At 58.9% G+C, this 24,692-nt stretch carries 16 protein-coding genes and 4 pseudogenes; 6 read left to right on the top strand and 14 right to left on the bottom strand.

Features of this window, described 5'->3' with window-relative positions; genetic code table 11:
- Window positions 1-33 precede the first annotated feature (33 nt).
- The 11 genes and pseudogenes from poxB to E1N52_RS29060 form a co-directional block, all read right to left on the bottom strand.
- Window positions 34-1,758, bottom strand: a complete 1,725-nt coding sequence (gene poxB / locus E1N52_RS29110; RefSeq protein ID WP_133186340.1) for a ubiquinone-dependent pyruvate dehydrogenase — start codon at window positions 1,756-1,758, stop codon at window positions 34-36.
- Between the two features lie 395 nt (window positions 1,759-2,153).
- The gene (locus E1N52_RS29105) at window positions 2,154-2,342 is read right to left on the bottom strand and encodes a hypothetical protein (RefSeq protein WP_133186338.1); all 189 of its coding nucleotides are present in this window, start codon (window positions 2,340-2,342) and stop codon (window positions 2,154-2,156) included.
- Between the two features lie 452 nt (window positions 2,343-2,794).
- A complete protein-coding gene (locus tag E1N52_RS29100; protein ID WP_165979465.1) occupies window positions 2,795-4,609 on the bottom strand; it encodes an FUSC family protein in 1,815 nt (604 codons plus the stop codon).
- Between the two features lie 586 nt (window positions 4,610-5,195).
- Window positions 5,196-6,194, bottom strand: a complete 999-nt coding sequence (cydB, locus tag E1N52_RS29095) for a cytochrome d ubiquinol oxidase subunit II (RefSeq protein WP_133186334.1) — start codon at window positions 6,192-6,194, stop codon at window positions 5,196-5,198.
- A 28-nt stretch (window positions 6,195-6,222) separates the two neighbouring features.
- The gene (locus E1N52_RS29090; protein WP_133186465.1) at window positions 6,223-7,617 is read right to left on the bottom strand and encodes a cytochrome ubiquinol oxidase subunit I; all 1,395 of its coding nucleotides are present in this window, start codon (window positions 7,615-7,617) and stop codon (window positions 6,223-6,225) included.
- Between the two features lie 128 nt (window positions 7,618-7,745).
- The gene (locus tag E1N52_RS29085) at window positions 7,746-8,354 is read right to left on the bottom strand and encodes a LutC/YkgG family protein (protein ID WP_133186332.1); all 609 of its coding nucleotides are present in this window, start codon (window positions 8,352-8,354) and stop codon (window positions 7,746-7,748) included.
- On the bottom strand, window positions 8,351-9,727 hold the full coding sequence (locus E1N52_RS29080; RefSeq protein WP_133186330.1) for a lactate utilization protein B: 1,377 nt from the start codon (window positions 9,725-9,727) through the stop codon (window positions 8,351-8,353). The genes E1N52_RS29085 and E1N52_RS29080 overlap by 4 nt, the downstream gene beginning before the upstream one ends.
- Entirely contained in the window at window positions 9,724-10,467 is a 744-nt protein-coding gene (locus E1N52_RS29075; RefSeq protein ID WP_133186328.1) for a (Fe-S)-binding protein, read from the bottom strand. Before E1N52_RS29075 ends, E1N52_RS29080 begins: the two co-directional genes overlap by 4 nt.
- 294 nt (window positions 10,468-10,761) lie before the next feature.
- Window positions 10,762-11,550 (bottom strand): annotated as a pseudogene (locus tag E1N52_RS29070) (crotonase/enoyl-CoA hydratase family protein); the annotation flags it as partial.
- Complete coding sequence (locus E1N52_RS29065; RefSeq protein WP_246089251.1) at window positions 11,547-11,729, bottom strand: DUF3331 domain-containing protein; 183 nt, start codon at window positions 11,727-11,729, stop codon at window positions 11,547-11,549. The pseudogene E1N52_RS29070 and the gene E1N52_RS29065, both read right to left, overlap by 4 nt.
- A 428-nt stretch (window positions 11,730-12,157) precedes the next feature.
- A pseudogene (locus E1N52_RS29060) lies at window positions 12,158-12,814 on the bottom strand (IS110 family RNA-guided transposase); the annotation flags it as partial.
- A gap of 229 nt (window positions 12,815-13,043) precedes the next feature.
- Between E1N52_RS29060 and E1N52_RS29055 the strand changes: the two are divergent.
- The gene (locus tag E1N52_RS29055) at window positions 13,044-13,850 is read left to right on the top strand and encodes an IS5 family transposase (RefSeq protein ID WP_133186326.1); all 807 of its coding nucleotides are present in this window, start codon (window positions 13,044-13,046) and stop codon (window positions 13,848-13,850) included.
- Between the two features lie 503 nt (window positions 13,851-14,353).
- Here the strand turns inward: E1N52_RS29055 and E1N52_RS29050 are convergent.
- Together E1N52_RS29050 and E1N52_RS29045 are read right to left on the bottom strand one after the other, a co-directional pair.
- The gene (locus E1N52_RS29050) at window positions 14,354-14,755 is read right to left on the bottom strand and encodes a tautomerase family protein (protein WP_133186324.1); all 402 of its coding nucleotides are present in this window, start codon (window positions 14,753-14,755) and stop codon (window positions 14,354-14,356) included.
- Between the two features lie 46 nt (window positions 14,756-14,801).
- Window positions 14,802-15,758, bottom strand: a complete 957-nt coding sequence (locus E1N52_RS29045; protein ID WP_133186322.1) for an alpha/beta hydrolase — start codon at window positions 15,756-15,758, stop codon at window positions 14,802-14,804.
- 32 nt (window positions 15,759-15,790) lie between these two features.
- On the opposite strand from E1N52_RS29045, the gene E1N52_RS29040 reads away from it, so the two are divergent.
- The 5 genes and pseudogenes from E1N52_RS29040 to E1N52_RS29015 all read left to right on the top strand — a co-directional run bounded on the left by E1N52_RS29040 (window position 15,791) and on the right by E1N52_RS29015 (window position 24,235).
- Window positions 15,791-16,576, top strand: a complete 786-nt coding sequence (locus tag E1N52_RS29040) for an alpha/beta fold hydrolase (RefSeq protein WP_133186320.1) — start codon at window positions 15,791-15,793, stop codon at window positions 16,574-16,576.
- 131 nt (window positions 16,577-16,707) lie between these two features.
- Window positions 16,708-17,178: a MarR family winged helix-turn-helix transcriptional regulator gene (locus E1N52_RS29035; RefSeq protein WP_133186318.1), complete on the top strand. Its 471-nt coding sequence runs from the start codon at window positions 16,708-16,710 to the stop codon at window positions 17,176-17,178.
- A 158-nt stretch (window positions 17,179-17,336) separates the two neighbouring features.
- Window positions 17,337-17,765 (top strand): nuclear transport factor 2 family protein, encoded by a 429-nt coding sequence (locus tag E1N52_RS29030; protein WP_133186316.1) that lies wholly within the window; start codon window positions 17,337-17,339, stop codon window positions 17,763-17,765.
- Between the two features lie 301 nt (window positions 17,766-18,066).
- Window positions 18,067-18,269, top strand: a pseudogene (locus E1N52_RS29025) (hypothetical protein); the annotation flags it as partial.
- A 455-nt stretch (window positions 18,270-18,724) separates the two neighbouring features.
- Window positions 18,725-24,235 carry a trifunctional serine/threonine-protein kinase/ATP-binding protein/sensor histidine kinase gene (locus E1N52_RS29015; RefSeq protein ID WP_246089250.1) on the top strand — a complete coding sequence of 1,837 codons (5,511 nt, stop codon included), beginning with the start codon at window positions 18,725-18,727 and terminating at the stop codon, window positions 24,233-24,235.
- A 284-nt stretch (window positions 24,236-24,519) separates the two neighbouring features.
- Here the strand turns inward: E1N52_RS29015 and E1N52_RS29010 are convergent.
- Window positions 24,520-24,692: pseudogene (locus E1N52_RS29010) on the bottom strand (IS5/IS1182 family transposase); the annotation flags it as partial.

Genomic DNA, 24,692 nt, shown 5'->3' with positions numbered 1-24,692 from the left:
CATTCTCCTTGGAATAGGTTGACCGCTACCGGCTTACCGGAACAGATTGACCTTGGCGAGGTCGACAAGCTCGTGCCCACGGCCATCCATGACAGCGCGGAGCATGAACAGACCAAACTTGTATGCCTGGTCGGCGGTGGTCGTGGGCGGCATCACCAGCTCCTGGCGCGCACTGACCACGTCAACCAGCGCCGGGCCTGGGTGTGCGAATGCAGAACGCAGGGCGTCCTCCAGTTCCCCGGGATGCTCGACGCGCACGCCCTTGACGCCCATGGCGTTGGCCATCGCGGCGAAGTTTGGGTTCTTCAGGTCGCATCCCGTATCGACGAAGCCGCTGGCCTTCATCTCCATTTCCACGAAACCCAGCGTGCCGTTGTTGAGCACGACGACCTTGACCGGCAATCCCGCCTGAACGAGCGTCAGGAACTCCCCCATCATCATCGTGAACCCGCCGTCACCGGACAGCGAGATCACTTGCCGGTCCGGGAAAGCGGCCTGGGCGCCAATGGTATGCAAGAGCGAGTTGGCCATCGAGCCGTGGTTGAACGACCCGATCAGACGTCGCTTGCCGTTCATCTTCAGGTATCGGGCAGCCCATGCGACGGGGGTGCCGACATCGCAGGCGAAGATGGCGTCGTCATCCGCCAGTTCGCTGACCAGCCGCGTCACGTATTGTGGGTGGATGGTGTCGCTGCCCGCTTCCGGTGCCGCCAGTCCGTCCAGGCTTCTCCGAGCCTTTTGATAATCTTCGAGCGCGCTATTGAGGAAGGCGGCGTCGGTTTTCTCCTCGATCATGGGCAGCAGAGCGCCGAGCGTATCCTTGACGGTTCCCAACACGCCAAGGTCGATCGGACACCGGTTTCCGAGCGTCTCCGGACGGATATCGATCTGCGCGATCGCCGCCCCTTCCGGGTAAAACTGGCGATATGGGAAATCGGTACCCAGCATCAGCAGCATGTCGCAACTCGTCATCGCCGCGTAGCCCGACGTGAATCCGATGAGCCCGGTCATCCCCACGTCAAACGGATTGTCGTACTCGATGTATTCCTTGCCACGCAATGCGTGCACGATGGGGGCCTTGAGCTTGCGCGCGAGCTCGATGACTTCCGTGTGCGAATCCTTGCAACCCGCGCCACATAGCAGTGCCACTCGCGATGACTCGTTCAGCATCTCCGCCAGCTTGTCGACTTCGGCGAGCGGTGGGCGAACCAGCGACGGCGCCGCTGGTGCAATCCAGTTAGGCGCAGGTGCGGCAAGCGGGGCGAGCGCGACGTTGCCCGGGACGACGACGACCGCCACGCCTTTTCGCCCGATTGCCGCGCGCATGGCGCGGTTGAGAATCTGCGGGAGCTGCTCCGGGCTCGACACGAGTTCGACGTAGTGACTGCACTCCTTGAAAAGCACTTCGGGATGCGTCGCCTGGAAGTAGTCGATGCCGATTTCCGTGCTTGGGATGTGCGCCGCGATAGCGAGAACCGGGACACCGCTGCGATGGCAATCGAACAACCCATTGATGAGATGCAGGTTACCGGGGCCGCAGCTGCCACAGCATACGGCGAGCTCTCCTGTCAGATGAGCCTCGGCGCCAGCGGCGAAAGCCGCGCTTTCCTCGTGTCGCATATGGACCCATTCAATTGAGCCATCCCGACGCAAGGAATCGGTGAATCCGTTTAGCGAGTCTCCGACGACTCCATACACGCGCTTGACTCCCGCTTTCACAAGCGCATCAACCATGTAGTCGGAAGCAATCCTTGTCATTTCATTTCTCCAATGAAGTTGAACATATGTCGACCATGCCCCGGCTTTCGGCCAGCCAGGATTCCGTGATCGAACCGCGGCGCAAGGACCAGAATACGTAGCGAACGCGTGCCCGGCCCACGGGTACGCACGCTCGGCGATTGGCGCATGCGCATCGTCGACCGGAGCCCCCACCTCCCAAAGCACCCACACGCGGCCCGGTTTGAGAGGGATAACGTCGTTCGATGATTGGCGCTCAGGTTACCGGACCGGCAATGGGAAAAAAACTAGACCTTGGTGGTAGTCGCGACCGATCACCTCGGATCAGTTCTGGTCAAAGAAGCGAGAGACGATACCCTGACCCCACGCATTGAATACCCGTATTCGGCGAGGTAGAAGTCGATTCGCGCAGCGACCTATATTCGCTCCGCGTCGCGCTGTATCAGACGCTCAGCGGCGTCCAGAGCGCCAATGACGTAGACAACCGAGCGATGGGAAAGGCCCTCCGGCGTAATCGTGTCGAAGACCAGGCGCGTTGCGCGCGTCAGCGGACCACCGCTCAGGAAGATAACAAACGGCCAAATGCCGAGCGTCAGAAACTGCATCGACCAATCCCGAAGCCGGCATACCTCCAGGCTATACCACAGTAGTCCAAGCCCCTGTCGGCAGGGAACGCCGATAACCTACGCCGTTTCCGGGACGTAGTATTCGCCATGGACCCCATGACTGCTTCCGACAGCAAAACGGACGCTGGAGCGACCGCTAAGTGGCACGCGCAAAGGGCCGTTCCTGGCCCGATTGCCGCCCGATGTGGGTGACCGAAGTCACCCTTTCTCTGCCACTCGATCCTGGGCCCGTTGAATGGCCGTTACCGGAGCTTGATCCAACGCCCGAAGGACGGCAGATCGGTGGGCCGGTCCGACTGGGAGCATGCTTGGTGGACCGGGCCGCACTGAGGCCCGCATTTCGGTCAGTTGCGGTAGATAGCGTTTCTCCCAATTCGAGTCAACCACTCCCAACCCTAGGATCGCACTACCTACGTTTTTCTTATCGCGATCTACTGAACAAACGACAAGCGCGCAAGCAGGTCGTCTAGGCGCTTCATTTGATGCACTACATTCAGTTCCAGTGCTGAAAGTTGAACAGAACGAAGTATTGATGGTGCCAGTGGAAGCGATATACTTTGCCCTGCCGTGCCCGCATTCTCCGCAGCAGCAAGTATCCACAACACCAGCTGTTGATCGGGGGCTCGGCCCGGCATCGCCACCCGAAAGCGGCTCGCTGCGCCTGCCATGCTCCGCAGGATGCTACTCACCTTCTCGACGTCGTTCACTCGTTTCGCGAAACTCCACTGCTCGAAGCGAGCCAGTTTATAGACTTGCTCCAAGACGTTGCTTGAAAGTCCGGCTCCGCGACGGGCCTGCTCGCACTCAGCGTCAGAGGCTCCTGCTCCCTGCAAACACATCACGAGGTACTTCATATTTGCCCGAACAGCATCAGTCACCGCTATATCAAGTTCATTCGTGCTCCGTTTCGGCCACAGCAATGTAGATGCGAGAACGGCAAGTACTACACCAAGAACATTGTCTCCAAGTCTCGCCAAAGAGTTAAAGAGACCGGTGTCAGGCGAAGCCAGGTCGGCAACCAGTACGAATGCGGGAGTCAAAAATACAACAAACAGACCATAGCTCACCTTACGCATCGACATTGCAAGACACGTGAGCGGAAACACTGCTAAGGAGAGCTCCCAGCGTGTACTGGCGACATAGCCGATGACGATCGCAATTGCAGCACCCACAGTCGATCCGACTGCACGTTCAATACCCCGCGGCCATGTCGTGCCGACTGAAGGTTGCATAACAAGCAGCGTTGCCATAGTTGCCCAATATCCGTACGGTAAGTGCAAAATTCGTATGACCAGAAACGCCCCGGTGGTAGCTGTCGCAAGCCGAATGGCATGGCGAACGCCACTGGAATCGGCAGTCAAATTCCTTTGTAGCTTCTGGAGCGCCTCGCGGACAACGTGCACCCCAGCTCCCAGCCATGACCCGCCGTTCTTCACGGTGTGCGCAATCGTCCCCGTATCTACTGGAGGTCGTTCGAACGAAAGTCGACCCATTGCTGGCTCTTTCAGGTAAGCGGAAAGCCGCGAGAGGCGTCGCCTCAGTGGTACCGGGTAAGCAACCGGCGGTTCGGACAACACGTCCCCTATTCGACCGAGCAGATCCGACATAGCCGTCAAAACTCGGGCAGATCTGTCCCGGTTCAACTGTGCCAACGACGACTGCTCGGTCATGTGAGACACAGCTAGCAAGTATTCAAAGATCCCTTCCGCGTCTTCAATTGCGAACGACAAATCACTGAACAATTGCCGACCGTCGCTTTTCGAGCGAGGTATACGGACAAGGGATTTCCGCGCGGACTCGATGGCGTTTCTCACCAACATGCGCTTTTCCGCCGTACAACGCGCCCACTTTTCCGCATCAAAGTTAGCAGCTGCCAGCAGCCGAGCATTGCCTCTGGCCAATTCAGCAAGGCGACCGTATACAATCTTTGTAGCTAAACGTGCAGGGGCAAATGGGTGAATTCTCCAAACAGTAAAGCTAAGCAAGAGTGCAAAGCAGCAGCCCGTCAGGTAAATGAACAAAAAATGAAACCCGTCGCCCGCACGAAAAGCCGGGTGGTCGACCATGACAACGCAAGCAGTCGCGGCGAGAATGGCCACCTGATAGGCAGGTGCGGAGAAGATAATCGAAAGTCCGGCGAAAAAAACGAACAACGCAATCGCAATCGCCGCACTTACGGTGCCTAGATCCGATGCAAAGGCCGTTGCTCCTCCCACAGCGGTCGACAACACCGCAAAGCTTCCCATCGACGCCAATCTCCGAGCCGGGGACCCTGCTGCGTCTGCAAGGCACGTCCAAAACGCCCCTATTGCGGCCCACGCAAAATCTGGGCTATTTATCCTTACTCCAATAAGGAGTAGAACAGTCGCAGCGCAAGCCGCCCTCAAGCCCTCCGATAGATTGACCTCGACCGAAGACAGCGAAGTCATCCAAGGGAACCGCAATCGCTCTACAGCCCAAACAAAAGCAGTGGACCCGATGTGGAATCGATGTAGCTTCAACATAGTGTGATTCCACAGACCCTAGTCAGACCACGTTTCCGGTAACGCCAAGTGCGCGGTGCGGTACATGTTAAAGACATTGCAGAGCGTAGTCTTCATGTGGTCGTTACTTCGTATTCATATAAAATAACAAACATATCCGCTACCACACCGCATCAACCGCTTACCGCATGGCAACGCGGACGAGCAGCTCAAATGGAAGCGCGAGAAGCCCTGCGCCAGCAACGCCGGCCCCCCATAGTACAACGCACCAGTAAGCTCTTCGAAGCATCAATTGATGCCGCGTAGTCGACATTCCAACCTCCTAAATTGATGCAAAAGACTGCTCGGCCTAATGATACTGGGCGCCCCTCTCGACTTTTCCACGAAATACCCAATACCCCGCAGTCGTGTATGTGATGATAATCGGCAGAATGATCACAGCACCGACCAGCACGAATACCTGACTTGCTCGTGGCGCTGCGGCGTCCGACAGGGTAAGGGTATTCGGGATGGCATATGGCCAGATGCTGGTTAGAAGCCCAATATAGCCCAGCAAGACAAGTGCGACGGCGATCACAAATGGTGCGACATTCAAGCGCCTTTTGATGGATCGATACATCAGAACCGCAGCAATGGCGACTAAAAATGGGATCGGAATCAGGCGTGACATTAACCCAGAATCGAACCAGCGCGTTGCAATGGTGGAATCTGTCGCAGGCGTCCAGATCGACACAACCGCAATGAAAACCAGCAGTACGAGCGTGAGGGGCCAAACCAGCTTATGCAGCCTGCGCTGCAAATCGCCTTCCGTCTTGGCTACCAGATACGTAGCGCCCAGCAAAGCGTAAGTCGCCATTAGCCCCAAGCCAGTGACTAGGCTGAACGGCTGTAACCAGAAGAACGCATCGCCGCTAAAACTACCGCCGGACATCGGGATACCGTGCAGGTAGGCCCCCAAAATGACACCTTGGAAGAACGCGGCGCCGGCAGAACCCAATATGAACGCCAGGTTCCAAACGTTCTTTGTTCGCGTGGCCTTCCCGCGGATTTCGAAAGACACACCGCGAAATATCAAACAGATGAGCATGAAGACAATCGGCAAATAGAATGCCGACAGCGCAACAGCGTAGACCACGGGAAATGCCCCGTACAGCGCGGCGCCACCGAGGACAAGCCACGTCTCGTTACCGTCCCAAACCGGGGCAACCGCATGCATCATCATATCGCGCTCTTCCTCGCGCGGGAAAAAAGGAAAGATCAGCCCGATTCCGAGGTCAAACCCGTCGAGCAGCACGTACATGAATAGCCCAAAGGCTATGATTGCAGCCCATACAATGGTCACGCCCATTTCAACTCCTTAGTTTTCCGTGGGTGCGTTACTCAGCAGCATTGAGTGGCCTACGGCCGGCACGCGCAAAGCCCGGAAATGAAAGTACGCGGTTTGGCCCATTGGGCAACTCGGGCCCTTTCTGGATGAGCCGTACGATGTAATAGATCCCAGTCCCGAACACCAGGAAATATACGATGACAAATGCTGTTAGCGACAGCCCTGCGCTCTGAGCACTGAGCGGGGAAACTGCATCTGATGTCCGCAGCATCCCGTACACCACCCATGGCTGTCGCCCCATCTCCGTCGTAACCCAACCCGCGATAAGCGCGAGGAACCCAACGGGTCCCATAGCGAGTACAAGACGCTGGAACCATTTGCATTCGAACAGACGCCCACGCAGCCTAAGCACCAAGCCAATCACTGCCGTCAGGATCATCAGCATGCCGAGTCCAACCATCATGCGGAATGTCCAGAAAATGACGGTTGAATCTGGACGATCGGCCTTTGGAAATTCCTTGAGTCCGCGAATTTCGCCTGTCCAACTATGCGTGAGAATCAGGCTTCCCAAGTGAGGAATCTTAACGGCATAGCGCGTCACTTCCGCGTCCATGTCGGGCACACCCACCAAATTCAGCGAGGTACCTCCCGTCTCTGTCTCCCAGAGGCCCTCAATCGCAGCGATTTTAGCTGGCTGGTATTTACGGGTGTTGAGGCCGTGCTGATCACCTATCACCGCCTGAATCGGCGCGAGAATCAGTAACAGCCACAGCGCCATCGAAAACGTCGTCTTGATGGCTGGGTCACGGCGGCCCTTCAAGAGATGCCAGGCTCCAGCCGCCGCAACAACGAGTGCTGCCACCAGGAACGCAGCCATCGCCATATGAGCAAGTCGGTACGGAAACGACGGATTAAAAATAATCTTGAACCAATCCACTGGGACAACGTGACCGTTTTCAATTGCGATGCCCTGTGGAGTCTGCATCCAGCTATTTGAAGCTAGAATCCAGAATGCCGAAATCAGCGTACCGACAGCAACCGTCGCAGTCGCTCCGAAATGAGCTTTCGGCCCAACCTTATCCCAGCCAAACAACGCAATTCCGAGAAAACCCGCCTCCAGAAAGAATGCCGTCATTACCTCATAGGTAAGCAGCGGCCCCGTAACTGGTCCTGCGTATCCCGCAAAGCCGGCCCAATTCGTACCGAACTGATAGGCCATGACCACACCGGATACAACGCCCATCCCAAATCCTACGGCGAATATCTTCGACCAGTAGATGCAGAGCTGCTTATAGTGTGGCTTGCCTGTCCGCAGCCACGCGGCCTCGAGCACCGCTATGAAACTTGCCAGCCCAATACTCAATGCTGGAAAGATAATGTGGAACGAAACGGTGAACGCGAACTGTATCCTCGACAAGTCAAGGGCACTGAGATTCATGTCGATTACTCCCCGCGTGAGGCCTCGTAGGGCCACACGCGCATCACGGTGTCGTGGGATTCGCCCAAATGCTTAACCACAGGCACTGGGACGCCGGGCAGGTTCCCCGCCCGGAAGGTTGAAGCGCAACTAGATCACGTGTTCTGTTCAGCGTGCTCGCTTCGGGGCATCGGGACAACGGTCAGTGAACGAACTCCCTGCGCACCGCGGATCAAGACTCCCTGAATGTCCGCCGTAGCAGACGGGCCACTCATCAGCACGGAATAGTTAGCCTTAAAGAACTCCGGCCTGTGATACGTGTGGTGGAGATTGCCAACAATGTCACGAGGGTCGAGCAATGCGATCAAATGCTGCGACAGGTAACCCAGTGCATTAACACGGTATTCCGCCTCACTCATCCAGAGAGAGCCGGTTTCCGCAACCGCAAATGCAGCACGGACCACGCCAACGTCGACGTCATTCAGTTCATGCGGGTCGCCTACATCTTCGATCCGGCGCGTACCGGCCACTTCTGGGACAGCAGAGCACACTACCTTCGCGCTGGGAAACCTTGCGCGTATCAGCGCCTCGATATCTCCATCTGCCGGAGCATCTACCCAGATCCCGCCCATCACCGCAAGCAGTTCCGGAAACCGCTTTTGAGCATCCGGTAGGTGGGCGTCGTACATTGGCACCGACGGTAGATCAACCGGAGAGCGCTGCGCCCGCCGAATCTTGTCGAGGATGGCGTCACGACTGTTCATTTGCTCCCCCTGTTCTTCAAAAACCATTGACGAAAAGTTGCATCCGGCGCTTCTGGTAGTTCGCGCTGCTTGCCCCAGGCGTTGAATGGGTTGTAGAGCAACGCCCTTGGCAACTCTTTAACGGCCATCTCTGCGCCTTCGACGGCAATGCGAAAGATTTTTGGACTGGCCATCACCTTGCCCGCCGCACGCATCGCCTGGGTCTTGACAAAAGGCAATTCGTGGTCCTCCGAAACTATCTGTCTCCACTTGTAAATCTGCTCGTGAATATTGATTTTGACCGGGCACACGTTGGTACAGCTTCCGTTCATCGTCGAGGCGAATGGCAGCGCGCTGTACTTTTTCAGATCGAAGGTGGGGTTGATGATCGCCCCGATAGGACCAGAATAAACGCCGCCATAGCTCAATCCGCTGCTACGCCGATAGACTGGGCAAGTATTCATGCACGCGCCGCAACGGATGCATTTCAGCGAATACCAAAAATCATCCATTGCGAGGCGTTCAGAGCGACCGTTGTCAACAAGAACAAAGTGCATCTCAGCACCCTCGCGCGGACCCCGGAAATGAGATGTGTATTGCGTGATCGGTGCTCCCAGCGCGTTGCGTGACAACATCCGGATAAACACACCAAGATGTTCAAGCCGAGGAATCAGCTTCTCGATTCCAATCGACGCAATGTGCAGTGGCGGAACGTTAGCCGACAAGTCGGCGTTCCCTTCGTTCGTGCACGTTACGACAGTTCCCGTTTCGGCGACCGCAAAGTTGCACCCTGTCATCCCTGCGTCCGCGTCGAGGATCAACGGTCGCGTCCGCTCGCGCTGCGCTTCTGCAAGGTGGTGAATGTCGTGGTCTCGGGGATCGGTGCCAATAGTTCTCGCAAAGACTTCGGCCACGTCTGACGCAAGCTTGTGCACCGCGGGCACGACGATATGACTTGGCTTCTCATTATCGAGCTGCTGGATCTGCTCGCCGAGATCGGTTTCAATGACCGAGATTCCGCGTGCCTCCAGGTACGGACGCATCTCGCACTCTTCGGTGAGCATCGATTTGCTCTTGACGAGTTTCGTCGCACCTCGCTCTGCGAGGATCTGGTGAACAATTCGATTATGTTCTTCTGCGTCTGCAGCCCAATGCACGACGACGCCGTTACTGGTTGCGTTGCGCTCGAACTCCTGTAGGTAGTCCGTCAAATGAGTCAACGTGTGCTCTTTGATCGTCGATGCCAGAACGCGGAGTTCCTCCCACTCTGGAATCGCATAGGTTACCTGATCCCGATTCTGGCGCAGCTGCCAAAGACGCTTATCGTGAAATTCCAGGTGCTCTTCGTGGTCGATAAACTTCTTCGAAAGCTTTTCATGGTCAACGCGGCTCATGAACGTGCTCCATTGAGTATCTGCGCGATATGGATAAATTTCAGGTCGAGTCCAAGCCGCTCGGCACAACCCTTCTGGTGCATCAGACAAGACGAGTCGGCGGACACGATGTACTCGGCACCAGCACGGTTGTGGTCTCGTACTTTGTCGTAGCCCATCCGCGCTGAAACCGGCTCTTCCGTTACGCAGAACGTACCGCCAAACCCACAGCACTCATCCGGACGTGATGGCATCACAAACTCGATTCCTTTCACCTTGGACAAAAGATCGAGTGGCTTGGAAAACGCGGGTTCGTTGATTTCCGACATCTTCGCCGTACGTAGTCCGCGCAAGGTCCCGCAACTGTTGTGCAGGCCAACCTTGTGTGGAAACTCTGCCCATGGGAATTCGTTGACCTTCAATATATCGTGCAGGAACTCGACAAGTTCGAAGGTCTGTCCACGGACCTTTTTGACCGCCGCCGTCTGCTCGATTCCCGTCATGTGATCGCGCACATGGTGGACGCAGCTACCGCTCGGAGCAACGATATGGTCAAAGTCAGAGAAATTTCTGACAAACAACTCTTCCGTCGCTGCAGCGTCCCGCTCACAACCGCTGTTTCCCATTGGTTGACCACAACACGTCTGGTCAAGCGGATAGGTTACGTCGCAACCGAGCCGTTCCAGCAACTCCAAGGTCGCGATGCCGACGTCAGGGAAAAACGAATCGATAAAGCAGGGGATAAACAACCCGACGCGCATACCACCTCCAAAAGAATCTATGACTCACGGGCCACGCAAAACTTCTGTGGACTAGGGAAAGCGACCTTAGCTACCGAAATAGATGTCAATATTACTAACACGTGCGGCCACAATAGCGGGTCGGCAACAGGGAAACCATAGAACTTTGGTGGTAGCTGGAGCGGAGCCGGTGGTGAAGTGTGTAACGAGTGGTTGACCGCCCGAGCGTGCCGGCCTCGCCCTCCGCCAATGGCTACGCCTTAAATTGGTCCGCCGACGAGGGTCCGATGTCCGGCTCAGAACCGACATTCGAATGTACGCCACAGCGCGACGTTCGAAGGTGGCGGCCAGAGCCTCGCGATGATCTGCCGTTCGATGCGCGATACCCTGAAACGCCGCCGACAACTCCAGCAAGCTAGGCAAATCCATCCGCTGTCCTTCGCGCACGAGCCGTTTGGACATGCGCAGGACGTCGGGCGGATTGCTGGCGATACTGCGTGCGAGCGTTAAGGCCGATTCCATCAGCTCCCCGTCGGGCACGACACGGGATACGAGGCCCCACTCGGCGGCGCGCCTTGCATCGATCGGTGTGCCAGTGAAGATCATCTCGCTCGCACGCGAGAGGCCAATCGCGCGCGGCAGCAGCCAGGCGCCGCCGTCACCGGGAATGATGCCTACTTTTGCGAAGCTCTCCGCGAAAAGCGCACTTTCCCCGGCGATGCGGATATCGCACATCAATGCGAGGTCACAGTCCGCGCCGTGTGCGGGACCGTTGACCGCTGCGATGCACGGCACGTCGAGCTTATGAAACGCGCGCGGAATGCGCTGAATGCCACGCCGATAATTCTCGCGGATATGACCCGCGCCGCCAGAGAACGTGCCGACTTCGTCGCGCATATGCTTGATATTGCCGCCCGACGAGAAAGCCGGACCCGCGCCTGTCAGCACGATCGTACGCACTGACATATCGCCTTGCGCGCGCGCCAGACTGTCGACCAGCGCATCGACTACCTCCATCTCGGTGATGGCGTTGCGGGTCTCGGGGCGGTTCAGCGTCAGCGTGACGACGAAACCTTCCTGCTCGTACAGTACCGGGTCACTCATGGCGAATCGCCGGGATAAATGCGCATGCCTCTCAACGCGCAAAAAGACGGTCTGCGTGCGACGCCTTTCCGCCACACCTGATCAGCGCAATGTCCGGATTGCGGATGGCTCCAGTAGACACTCAGCGTTTGCGAAGTAAGCTGCTCGACAATGGAAATGCGAGCGGGGACCGGTTCCACAACGATAAGCTCACATGTCCTGGTTGCCCTGCAACCGCTTCGGCGAGATTTCTTATTGCGGATGTACTGTTCGCCATGGACTCCGACGCAAACGATTTAGGAGTCGAAAGAGCAATCAGTGCGCGTCGAACGATGGCGGGTACATTTCGAAGAGTCGTAACCCTTTCAGCATCAGACAAGAGCAAAGACAAACACGAAGTCTCGCATCAGAATGTTCTCCGCGGAACGGAAACCCGGCCGTTCCGTGAACAACCCCGGGTGAGCTGGGCCACCGGCGCGACGTTCGGGTAAGTCATGGATTCGCAGCACCAATAGCTGCGACGGGGCGAGGGCCCGCACTCGCCAGCCATGGATCTTTCGACAGTTGCCGTTCAGGAAGCAAAGTTAGGCGAAGGCGGTGCAAAGCACAATTGCACAATGGTGTTAGCACCTGGCATCGCCGCGATTGCCTGGCACGCAGCTTCCTGCTTGTTCCAGCCACTAATCTGCTTCTCAAGCTGGTCGATATCCTGCTCGATTCCGTCGATGCGCCTCAACTGGTCGCACAGACTGCTGAACATGGTTCCCGGCAGCACATCCTCAAGCTCTGGCATGCGGGTACGCATCTCGGTGAGACATGCCGCGCGTCCTGCCCGGAATGACACACCAAATTCGTAGAGGAGGCCTCGCAACTGGTTCACTTGCATGGTACGGAACTTGATCAGCAGCGAGCGCATCCGGTGGAGACCGAGCATCGCCTGCTGGTCTTCTGTTTTTGTAGCTACCGTTCGCATCCCCGGCTGCTGTACCGCTGTCCAGATTGCCCTCGCATCCGCCGCGTCAGTCTTGTTTGTCTGGACAAATGGTCGGATGAACTTCGCATGCAGCAGCACCACCTCGTGCCCGATCGCCTTGATCTTGCGTGCCCACCAGTGCGCGCTGCCGCATGCTTCAAGCGCCACTCGGCCTGCAGGTCGCTGCGCGAGAAACGCGATCAGCTCGTCGCGTCGAAATCGTCGATTGGCTATCTCGCCGGTTTGAACGTCGACCCAGTACATCTGGAACACGTGCTTTGCAACATCCAGTCCGTATGTCGTAGCATTCATTTGGGCCCTCCGTTCCTCAAGTGGACGTGTCGAAACTCCACTCTGGCACATTGATGCCGTTCGGTTCTGGGGGGGCCTCCGCTTTGCTGCCGGACCCTGCGTCCCCGAAGGGAGGGTGGTGTCCATTCCATCTCGGCCATAAGGCGTCGTTCGCCTGCAGCGTCGCTCGGACATTTAGAGCGGCTAACACAACCTGGACATCGGGCTATAGGTTTCGTATCCTGGGCGCATGTCCAGAAGAAAAATCAGCAACGAACTGTGGGCGACGCTGGAACAGTTGATTCCGGCATTTACGCCGTCTCCCAAAGGCGGTCGTCGGCGCGCCGTTGATGACCGCGCAGCACTGAACGGCATCCTGTATGTCCTGCAAACGGGTATCCCATGGGAAGACCTCCCGCAGGAACTGGGTTTCGGCAGTGGCATGACATGCTGGCGACGTCTACGAGACTGGCAGGCCGCGGGAGTGTGGAAACTACAGCATCTGGCAATGCTTCGCCGGTCGCGTGAACACGACCAGATTGATTGGGAGCGGGCGAGTCTTGATGCGGCCAGTGTGCCGAGCCCCCCGGGGGGCCAGCAAACCGGCCCCAATCCGACAGACAGGGGAAAGCTCGGGTCGAAACGGCACATCGTCGTAGACGCGCGCGGCGTTCCACTGGCCGTCACGGTCACGGGTGCCAATCGACACGACTCGATGGCATTCGAGCCTACGCTCGATGCCATTCCGGCAGTCTCGGGCCTGGGTGGCCAGCCCCGCAAACGCCCGGGTAAGTTGCATGCGGACAAGGGCTATGATTTTGCACGCTGTCGGCGTTATCTGAAGCAGCGCGGTATCACGGCTCGTATTGCCCGTCGCGGCGTGGAAAGCAAGGAGCGACTTGGGGGACATCGCTGGGTGGTTGAGCGCACGCATGTCTGGTTTGCCGGTTTCGGCAAACTGCGCATTCGTTTCGAGCGGCGTCTCGACATTCATAGTGCTTTGCTTTCTCTGGCTGCTGCCGTTATCTGCTCGCGCTTCGTTGAGGACTTGTGTTAGCCGCTCTTAATTGAAATCGCACATCGCTTTACAACTTTAGTTGACGACGCTGACCTGGGAGTTTCAATTTTAGTTGAAACCGGAAACAACCGCTGCGCCTTGAGTGGCAAGGGGCCGAGCGGATATTGCAGATGCACACCGATAGTTACAACTTTAGTTTCGAGAGCGGTGAGTGCAAACGACGAGACCACGGCTGGCATGTATCCCCTGCGGTGACGACATTCGTCTTGACGGAACGACTGTGGTTGCGAGACTGATAGTCGCATTGCGAACGAGGGCTTCAGCGACCTACGGCTTGCTCGCAGGAGGACACGCGCGAGGGTGCAGGGCAGCCATCCCGTCTGAATGACGCACGAATCTTACGGAAGACAACCAGCTTTGGTGGGTTAGTCAAACGTCCTTATCACGGGCAGACCGTTCTAAAAAGTGGCGCCCTCGTCTCAACGGAATGCGGCTGAACCGCCACCGATGCGAAATTGTCTCGCGCGGCGCCCCCCCCACGATCACCACCTGGGCGCGATGTCTGCCAACTGCGCAATACCGCGGCCGAACGAAAAATTCTCATTTGGCACCGGGACAAGAGCAATGAATACGTCGTCCGGGGAGATGCCCACGTCCGCTTCCAGCAGGCGGGGAATGGCGGCGAGTAGCGCCTTCTTGTCGGCGGCCGGGCGATGGGCCCCCATGAGCACCGTGACAATCATCGCATTTTCGGTTCGGTTCATCTCCATGAAAGTCGGGTGAATGAACAGCTCGTCCTCGCCATGCTCGCTCAGGATTACGAATCGATCTTCCTTGGGGATATTCAGCGCTTCGACGAGCGATTGATTCAGGGCGTTACCCATTGCAATCTTCTGCTCTTTGGAAAAACGTCCCTTCGGGATATGGGCATGAAATACCGGCATGTTTGTGCTCCAGTCTCTTGAATAGGTGATTACAACAACACTCGATTTAACCGTTCAGGGCAGCCAGATGCTCCACGAACCAGCGGGACGCGGCGCTGCTGGCCAACGCGAATTGCGCATCGTACGGGTCGAAGTGATTGCCCGGCACCAGCGTCAGGCGCTTGGGCTCCAGTGCACGCTCGTACGCTTCCAGTTCGAGATCGGTCATTGTCACGCGATCGTCGTTGGCGATGACCATCAGTAAGGGTGTTGGCGAGATCCGGCTCACCCATGCACCCGGTTCATATATGCGCGCGGCGAACGTCGATCGCAGGGTAACCGTGTTCTGCCAGGATGCATCGCCGAGATCCAGCAGGTAGAAAGCGACCGCTTCCGGTGCGCGGTACGCTGCCGGCTCGGACAAATCTGCACTGGCGATTGCCTGCGCGCGGGGAGGTGCGCCACGGTGCTGATCACGCAAATCGTCTGTCAATGATGCGAGGAATGCCTGCATCGCATCAGGCGAAACCCGGCGGCGGGTTTGTTCGAACCCGCTAATCGTTGGGACTTGCGATACGACACATTTCACACGGCGATCCGTCGCCGCAAGCACCAGCGCGTGACCGCCGCTAAAGCTGGACCCCCAGATTCCGATTCTGCTGGCGTCGACCTCCGGTCGCGTTTCGAGAAAGGAAATGGCCCGCCGCCAGTCTGCGATCTGCGCCCATGGGTCGATATCGTGCCGCGGTGTTCCATCGCTCGAACCGAAATTACGGTGGTCGTGGACCAGCACAACAAACCCCGCTTCAGCGAAAGCGGTTGCAAACCGGTCAAGCCGATGTTCCTTGACGGCGGCAAACCCGTGGCACATTGAAATGGCAGGGTGGACACCTTCGCCAGACGGTACGTATAGCCACCCTCGCAACGTTACATCGCCTTCGCCCGGGAAGGCGATGTCTGTCCTGCTGATCATCATGTGATCTCGCTTTACATTAGGAGCATATGCGCATAGTATGGTTTGCATGGAAATTTGACAAGCACTGTTTGAGGGTAACGATGGGAACGACTTCTTATATCGGTGGGGCTTCGGTGAATGCGACACCAGCAGTTCGACCGGAGGTCGACGCTCTGATTTTCGTGCACGGTTTTCTCGATAGCCACACCGCCTGGTCGCCGCTGATCGGCGCGCTGGCTTACGCATCGGTTCCCGCTATCGCGCCGGACCTAAGAGGGGCCGGGAGTCGGCGCAAAGACGACGATCATTGCACCCTTGCGCAAGCGGTAGCCGACATTTCCCAGTTGATCGACGAACTGCGCCTTTCGCGTGTGGCGCTCGTTGGACATAGCATGGGCGCGCAGATTGCGGAACTGGTTGCGGTGGAGCGCGCTGACCGGGTGGCGTCCCTCACACTCATAACGCCCACGCCGTTGCGGGGGAACACGTTGCCGGACGAGGTGCGGGATCTGCTGAGGGAGAGCGGGGCAGACCCGGATGCACAGCGTCAGATTCGGGCGGCGTTCTCAAAGAATCTGAACGATGCACAACTGGATGCGCTGGTCGCACCGGCGGTGCTGATGGGCAAGGAAGCAGTGCGTCAGTATTACGATGCTTTTACTACGGGTGATCGGCGCGGTGACGCGTCGTGTGCATTCCACGGTCCCGTTCTGCTAATCGGCGCGCACGACGATCCGGTCATTCCGGCAGAGCAGGTTGCCGCAACCTGCCGCGACCGGTTTCCCGGCGCCGAATATCGGGTCATAGACGAGTCCGGTCATTGGCCGCATCTGGAGCAACCGCGGCAGACGGCCGACGTAATTGCGCAGCACCTCGGCTGGTCATAATTGCTCCCCCTTTGAGGGGAAGGTTCGATCCCTTATGGCAGAGGTCAGCGCACAGAGGCAGGTACCCGCTGCCGGAAACGCGTAGATGCGCGTATATTATTGGCTTCAGCAAAAGGTGGGTAACTCGGGAAATGTCGAAGCGCAAAGATTGGGTAGAGAATATCGACGGCCGTTGCAGCTGCCTGGCCGCGCGGCAGGCGTCACGCTATTTGACTGCGGTATATGACCAGGCGCTGGCGCCGGCAGACCTGCGTATCACGCAATTCTCGATCCTGTATAAGCTCGCAAAGAGTGACGCACTGACCATCGGCGAACTGGCGACTGCGATGGCGATGGATCGGACAACGCTCGCCTCGAATCTGAAGCCGCTGGAGCGTGAAGGCTTGATCGATATGGTGCCGGGGGAAGACCGTCGCGTAAAGAAGGCCATGATTACAGAAGCAGGCGTAGCGCGCTTTCGAAAGGCTCTTCCGCTTTGGCGAGTCGTTCAGGAGCGGTTCGAAAAGAGTTTTGGAGTCAAGAATGCGGAAGAGCTGCGCAATTCCTTGCGCACGGTGCTCGGCAGCGGCTTTGATCCGTGGGCTGAAAATGGAGTGAATTAGGCCGCCCGCCAAAAGAGAGGGGCAGTGAGCGCTGCTAGCGCGGGCAACTGAACCTGGAGTCGATGGACAATTCGTCGAACAGGAGGTGCTGTTCGGACAAAAAAGGAGTATATGCTCATATACAGCAGCAGTTTTTATTCGAATTAAGGAGATGAGACATGAAATATCCGGAAATCATCGATGCGTGCAGGACGGCGTTCACAGGTTTCGAGCGCAACGATAAGACTGATCTTGTGGCGTTACTGGCGGACGACGTTGTCTTCGAGTTTTCGGACTCGCTGCCGTACGGTGGAACCTACCACGGAAAGGCCGAGTTCCTTGCGTTCTGGAAGCACGTCTACCATGAATGGGAATACTTCAACTACGACGCGAGAGCGGTGCTGGAAGCGGAGAACTACATCATTGTCCCGGTGATTGCACGGGCAAAATCCAGAAACGGCTTTTCTATGGAAAACGAGCATCTCTTCCTGTTTCAGGTGCGGGACGGGCAGATAGTCCATGGTCGGATCTATGCGGATACTGCACGAGGGCGCGACATCATTGAAGGGCAGGCGCCACGAAGTTTTCCAAAAGTGATTCTCGGTTGAGCGCAGTGCCAAAGCCTTAGTCCACTGCGTCATTGAATTGACACCGCCCGAATCCGACGCGAAGGAGAGGTGGTCGCGCAAGTTCGGACAGTCGGATAAGTGGAACGCTCGGGGCGACACGGCATGCTCAAGGCTAGGATTGGTAAGGCCGTTTTGGATTGAGTGGTTTTGGAGAAGAGTCCATTGCAAATTATGGCTTTGTCACGTTGCGACAGACGTGTTGCAGGGCTCGAGGGCGAACAAGGCGAAGTTGTGTTGTCACGACCGCCGGATTCCGGTGGCGCCAATTTCCCCTTATTTCCAATGTGCCCAGGCATACATGCGTGGTCTGGATAGACGCACCGGCCGGCTCGCGGACTGAGAACTCGGCGTCATTCAAACGTGGTTGCGTGCGCCTTGGCAAACAAGCTTGCGCGCACCGCACGGGCACTGGCAACCCGCAACGCCACATTCGATGCGAGAGGCCATCATGCCTGCCTGATCCGCCCATCCCGCTTTCCCTAACATTGAAGCCAATCATCTGGTTTTGCGATCGCTGAATTTTGATGACGTGAACGGCACAACGGCCTGACGAACAACCTGCCTGTTGAATTGGCTCCCGAAGCCGGGAGTTTTTCCAGGATCGTCAGGCGCGACTCTCATCGTGGCACGGGGAATCGTCCCCACAACGACGCTGGATAGATTTATGCAAGCCAACTACGCCGTCAAAGATTGAGGTTGCAAAAAAATGGCATGGATTTCAACACTATCCAGTGCAAAGCCGGCACCTGCTCCCCAAAAGGCTTTCTGCAATTCTTGCGATCCTCAACGATTACCGGCCGAGGTTCGCTAGCCGCGGGATGCGGGACGCGAATCTTGTCGTGCAAGCGCTCCGCGCGAGCCGGACCTGTCTCGCCTCAAAGACCGGGCTCCTTTATAATTCGCCGCGTGTATTCTGACGCGATGGCGCAAGGCGATGGATGAATGCTACCCATGGTTACGGCGAGATGGTCAACGGCCTCGAAGCCTTGTGGGAAGATGGCGAGCGCGTCTTCAGCCGGGCCCGATGGCAGACCGATGGTGGCGAAGAGACGCTGCTGATTGCGCGGCCCGCCGTCGAGCAGCCCCCGCCTGCCTGCCTCGAACGGCTCGCTCACGAATTCGAACTGAAGGACGAACTCGATGGCGCGTGGGCCGTGCGGCCGCTCGCGTTGGTGCGCGATGGCGGCAGGACGCTGCTGGTGCTCGCGGATCCGGGCGGTGAGCCGCTCGAGCGGCTGATCGGCGCGCCCATGGCGGTGGGCCATGCGGTGCGCCTCGCCGTCGGCATCGCCGCAGCACTGGGCAAGCTTCACCAGCGCGGCCTCGTCCATAAGGACGTGAAGCCTGCCCATATCCTCGTGAACTGCACGGACGGTCAGCCGCGGCTCACCGGCTTCGGTATCGCCTCGCGGCTGCGACGCGAGCGGCAGGCGCCCGAGCCGCCGGAGACCCTTGCCGGAACGCTGGCCTACATGGCGCCTGAGCAGACCGGGCGCATGAACCGCTCGATCGACGCCCGCAGTGATCTCTATGCTCTCGGCGTCACGCTCTACCAGATGCTCACGGGTTCACTGCCGTTCACCGCGGCCGATCCGATGGAGTGGGTGCACTGCCATATCGCACGCGAGCCGGTGCCGCCCGGCCAGCGGCGGGAGGGGGTCCCCGCCGTGGTGTCGGCCATCGTCATGAAGCTGATGGCCAAGACGGCCGAGGCACGATACCAGACCGCTTGCGGCGTCGAACGCGACATGCGGCGCTGCCTCGCCGGGTGGGAAGCCCAGGGTTACATCGACGACTTTGCACTCGCTCAGCAGGACACGCCCGACCGGCTGCTCATCCCGGAAAAGCTCTACGGGCGCGCCAGCGAGGTCGAGACCTTGCTGACCGCTTTCGATCGCATCGTCAAACACGGCGCGCCGGAGCTGGTACTCGTTTCCGGCTATTCGGGCATTGGCAAGTCCGCGGTCGTCAACGAACTGCACCGGGTGCTGGTGCCGCCGCGCGGGCTCTTCGCCGCGGGCAAGTTTGACCAGTACAAGCGCGACATCCCGTATGCGACGCTCGCGCAGGCTTTTCAGGGCCTCGTGCGACCGCTGCTCGGCAAGCCCGATGCCGAGCTCTCCGGCTGGCGTGACGCGTTTCTCGAGGCGCTCGGGCCGAACGCACGGCTGATGGCCGACCTCGTGCCCGAACTCAAGCTCATCATCGGTGAACCGCCCCCGGTCCCCGTGCTTGCGCCACAGGATGTACAACGGCGTTTCCAGCTGGTGTTCCAGCGGTTTATCGGCGTCTTTGCCCGGGCAGACCATCCCTTGGCACTCTTTCTCGACGACCTGCAGTGGCTCGACGCGGCCACGCTCGATCTGCTTGAGGATCTGTTGACCCGGTCCGATCTGCGGCACCTCATGCTGATCGGCGCCTGGCGCGATAACGAGGTGAGCCCCGACCATCCGCTGATGCGCAAGCTCGAAGCCATCAAGGCTAACGGAGGCAGGGTCACGGAGATTGCGCTGGCGCCGCTTGGTCACGTGCATCTGCGGCAGTTGATTGCAGACGCGCTGCGCTGTGAGCCCGCACGCGCCGCACCGCTCGCGGAACTGGTCCACCAGAAGACCGGCGGTAATCCGTTTTTTGCCATCCAGTTCCTGTCGTCGCTCGCTGATGAGGGGATGCTTCTCTTCGACCACGATGCCGGCCGCTGGTGCTGGGATCTGGAGCGCATTCGCGCGAAGGGCTATACCGACAACGTCATCGACCTCATGGTCGGGAAACTCACGCGCCTGCCGGGCGATACACAGCAGGCGTTGCAGCAGCTGGCGTGTCTTGGCAACAGCGCCGGGACGGCGACGCTCGCACTGGTCATCGGGATTCCTGAGGAAAACGTCCATGCGACGCTCTGGCCTGCCGTGCGGCTGGAACTGGTCGAACGCGGCGCGGCTGGCTACCGGTTCGCCCACGATCGCGTTCAGGAAGCCGCGTATTCGCTGATTGCCGAAGCGCGCCGAGGTGAAACCCACCTTCGAATTGGCCGACTGCTGGCGAAGCACACACCAGCCGAGACGCTTGACGAAGCGATCTTCGAGATCGTCAATCATCTTAACCACGCGATCCCTTTAATTACGTCACGCGGGGAGCGGGACGAACTCGCCGGGTTCAACCTGATCGCCGGGAAGCGCGCCAAGGCATCCACCGCCTACGCTTCGGCGCTCAAGTATCTGGTTGCCGGCGTGACACTCGTGGGTGGCGATGCCTGGGAGTGCCAACGGGAACTCGCCTTCGCGCTGGAGTTGCACCGGGCTGAATGCGAATTCCTGACCGGTGCGCTGGTGGTGGCGGACGAGCGTCTGGCGGCACTGGCAGCGCGCACGAAAGATCCGATGGAAGCCGCGCGCGTCGCGTGTCTGCACATGGACGTGCACGTGACCCGCGATCAGAGCGGCCGCGCGGTTGCTGTCGGTATTGAATACCTCCACAACCTGGGCATCGAGTGGTCGTCGCATCCGACGGAAGAGGATGCGCGCGGGGAGTATGAGCGGATCTGGTCCACCCTCGGAGACCGCCCGCTTGAGGCACTGGTCGATCTGCCCCTGATGAATGACCCGGCATCCCTCGCCACTGTCGATGTTCTGGCCAAGCTCGCGGAGCCTGCGTTGCATCACGGTCCGAACCTGCTTTGCCTCGTGACCTGTCGCATGGTCAATCTCAGTCTCGAGCGCGGCAACGCTGACGCGTCCTCTTTCGCCTATGCGTCGCTCGGCTTGATCGCCGGGCCGCGCTTCGGCGACTACGAGACAGGATATCGAGTCGGCCGGCTGGGCTACGACCTGGTCGAGCAGCGCGGGCTGAAGCGCTTCCAGGCCCGGACCTATCTCCTCTTCGGAAACCTGGTCCTGCCGTGGAAGCGACCTGTCCGGGCTGGCCGTGAGCTGCTGTGTCGCGCGTTCGAGGCGGCCAATCGAAGCGGGGACCTGACTTTCGCGGCGCACTGCTGTAACCAGCTGAATACGAACCTGCTTGCGGCCGGCGATCCGCTCGAGCAGGTGCAAGGCGAAGCCGAACGGGGTCTCACGTTCGCGCAGAAGATACGATTCGGTGCCGCCATTGACGTCATCAGTACCCAGCTCGGCCTGGTACGGACGCTAAGGGGGCTCACGCCGACCTTTGGCCGCTTCGACGATGCCAATTTCGATGAGCTGCGGATCGAGCGCCGCTTCACGGAGAACCCGAATCTGGCCCTTGCCGAGTGCTGGTACTGGATCCGCAAGCTGCAGGCGCGGTTCTTCGCCGGCGACCATGGTGCGGCGGTCGATGCCGCATTGCGCGCGCGACGGCTGCTTTGGGTGTCGCTAACCTTCGAACTGGCCGAATATCACTTTTACGGTGCGTTGTCCCGCGCCGCCTCATTTGACACAGCAACGGCTGAGGTGCGACAGGCCCACATGGAGGCGCTGGCTGAGCATCAGGGACAACTCGAGATGTGGGCGGCTCATTGCCCGGAGAATTTCGGGAACCGCGCGGCCCTCGTCAGGGCGGAGATCGCCCGGATCGAAGGCCGCGCATCCGATGCCATGACTCATTACGATGAGGCGATTCGCTCGGCCCAGGCAAACGGCTTTGTGCACAACGAGGCGCTTGCCAACGAACTGGCTGCGCGTTTTTATTTGACGCGCGGCTCTGAGAAAGCCGCGCGCGGCTACCTGCAGGATGCCCATGACGCTTATCTGCGTTGGGGAGCCCATGGCAAGGCACGACAGCTCGAACAGCGCTACCCCCACCTCAAACCTGATGCCGACCATCCGCGCCAGACGGCCATACCCGGCATGCCAATCGAGCAGCTGGATCTCGCGACAGTGCTGAGCGTCTCACAGATCGTGTCGGGCGAAATTGTGCTCGGGAACCTGATCGAAGCGCTGATGCGCACCGCCGTGGAACACGCGGGTGCGCAACGCGGCCTGCTCGTGCTCCCGCGGGGTACGGAGCTATGGATCGAGGCGCAGGCCGATACCGACGGCGACTCAGTCACCGTTGCGCTGCGCGAGGCAACGATTGCTGCCGCCGAACTGCCCGAGTCGATTCTCCAGTATTGCGCGCGGACCCAGGAGAGCGTCATCCTCGACGATGCCTCAGCCCGGGGCAGCTTCTCCAGCGACGCGTACATTGCCCGCGTGCAGGCGCGATCGGTCCTCTGCCTGCCACTCGTCAAACAGGGGAGGCTGATTGCCCTGCTTTATCTGGAAAACCACCTCGCCGCCGGTGCCTTTACCCCGGCACGGATTGCGGTCCTGAAGGTACTGGCTTCGCAGGCGGCGATGACGCTGGAGAACGCCCGTCTGTACCGCGATCTCGCGGAACGCGAAGCGAAGATCCGGCGCCTCGTCGACGCCAACATCGTCGGGATCTTCATTGGGAATCTCGAAGGTCGGATCCTCGAAGCCAATGACGCGTTTCTTCGTATTATCGGATACGACCGTGACGATCTCCTGGCGGGACGTCCGCGCTGGAGGGACCTTACACCACCTGAGTTGCTCGAGCTCAGCACGATAGAGTGGGAGAGGATGAAGACGACGGGGACATTGCCGCCCTACGAGAAAGAGTACTTCAAGAAGGACGGCAGTCGCGTGCCCGTGCTGGTCGGCGTTGCGATGCTGGACGAGCGCGGGACGCAATGCATCGCGTTTGTGCTCGACTTGAGCGAGCGCAAACGGGCGGAAGCGGAGGCACGCCAGATGCAGCTCGAATTCGCGCATGCCAACCGCGTCACGGCGATTGGGCAACTCGCGGCCTCGATCAGCCACGAAATGAAGCAACCACTCGCTGCGATCAATGCCTCCGGCGCTGCTGCGCTGCGCTGGTTAGACCGGGAGCGGCCGGTGATCGACAAAGCACGTGGCATGCTGGAATTGGTCGTGTCTGAAAGCACGCGAGCTGGGGAGATTATCCGGGGCATTCATGGCCTGGTAAAGAAGGCCCCGACTTGCAACGAGATCCTGCAGATCAACGAGGCGATTCGCGAGGTCATGACGCTCACGTCGAGTGAAGCCAGCAGAAGCGACGTCTCGGTGCGGTGGCGGCTTGCAGAGGACTTGCCGCTCATCAAAGGCGACCGGGTGCAACTCCAGCAGGTGATGCTGAACCTTGTTCTCAATGCCATTGACGCAATGATCGCCGTTGACGACGGGCTGCGGGAATTGACGATCAGCACCGCCATGCATGAACCGGGTGCCGTCATGGTGACGGTGCGCGATTCCGGGCCGGGCATCGCTCCCGGGCACATCGAGCGCATCTTTGAGCCGTTTTATACGACGAAGGCTAGCGGGATGGGCATGGGGCTGTCGATCTGCCGCTCGATCATCGACGCACACGGCGGCCGGTTTTGGGCGGTCGCAAACGTACCGCGCGGTGCCAGCTTTGAGTTCACGGTGCCCGTCCATCTGGCTGTTTCAGCGTAACCCGGCCTCGCATTGCGCACCCCAGGGTGTCGCGTTGCCGGCCTCCGCCCTCCGTCAATGGCTACGAGTTACATCATGGCCGGCCGGCGAGCGTTCGATGTCTGGCTCAGAGCCGAAGTCCGAACGTACGTTATGGCGCGCGGTCGGAGGGCTGAAGATGGCCGAGGCCGTGTGGAAACTGTTTTCTTTGCCCCGGAGTCGAGCTCGCCAGCCCGACCAATCAAGCTTGAGAACTCCGGCCCAACTTAACGTAGGATTTCGAGCGTAAAAAGCCCCTCCGGGCCTTACGTTCCGACCAGCTTCATCGCATTTATTGCCCTGCCAGCCCCAAGTATCTTGATGACGCGCTTCAGGTTGTAGGCCAACACTTGAAGACTCATTTCGGTACTCACCCGTCCAAGCGTCCTGGTCAGGAAGTGTGTGGCCCCCATCCAGTGCTTTAGCGTGCCGAAGACGT

Origin of the sequence: Paraburkholderia guartelaensis (genome assembly GCF_004353905.1) — a bacterium.
Taxonomy (GTDB): Bacteria; Pseudomonadota; Gammaproteobacteria; order Burkholderiales; family Burkholderiaceae; genus Paraburkholderia; species Paraburkholderia guartelaensis.
Note: the sequence above shows the minus strand (reverse complement) of the source record. Positions and strands in the feature narration are given on the sequence as shown.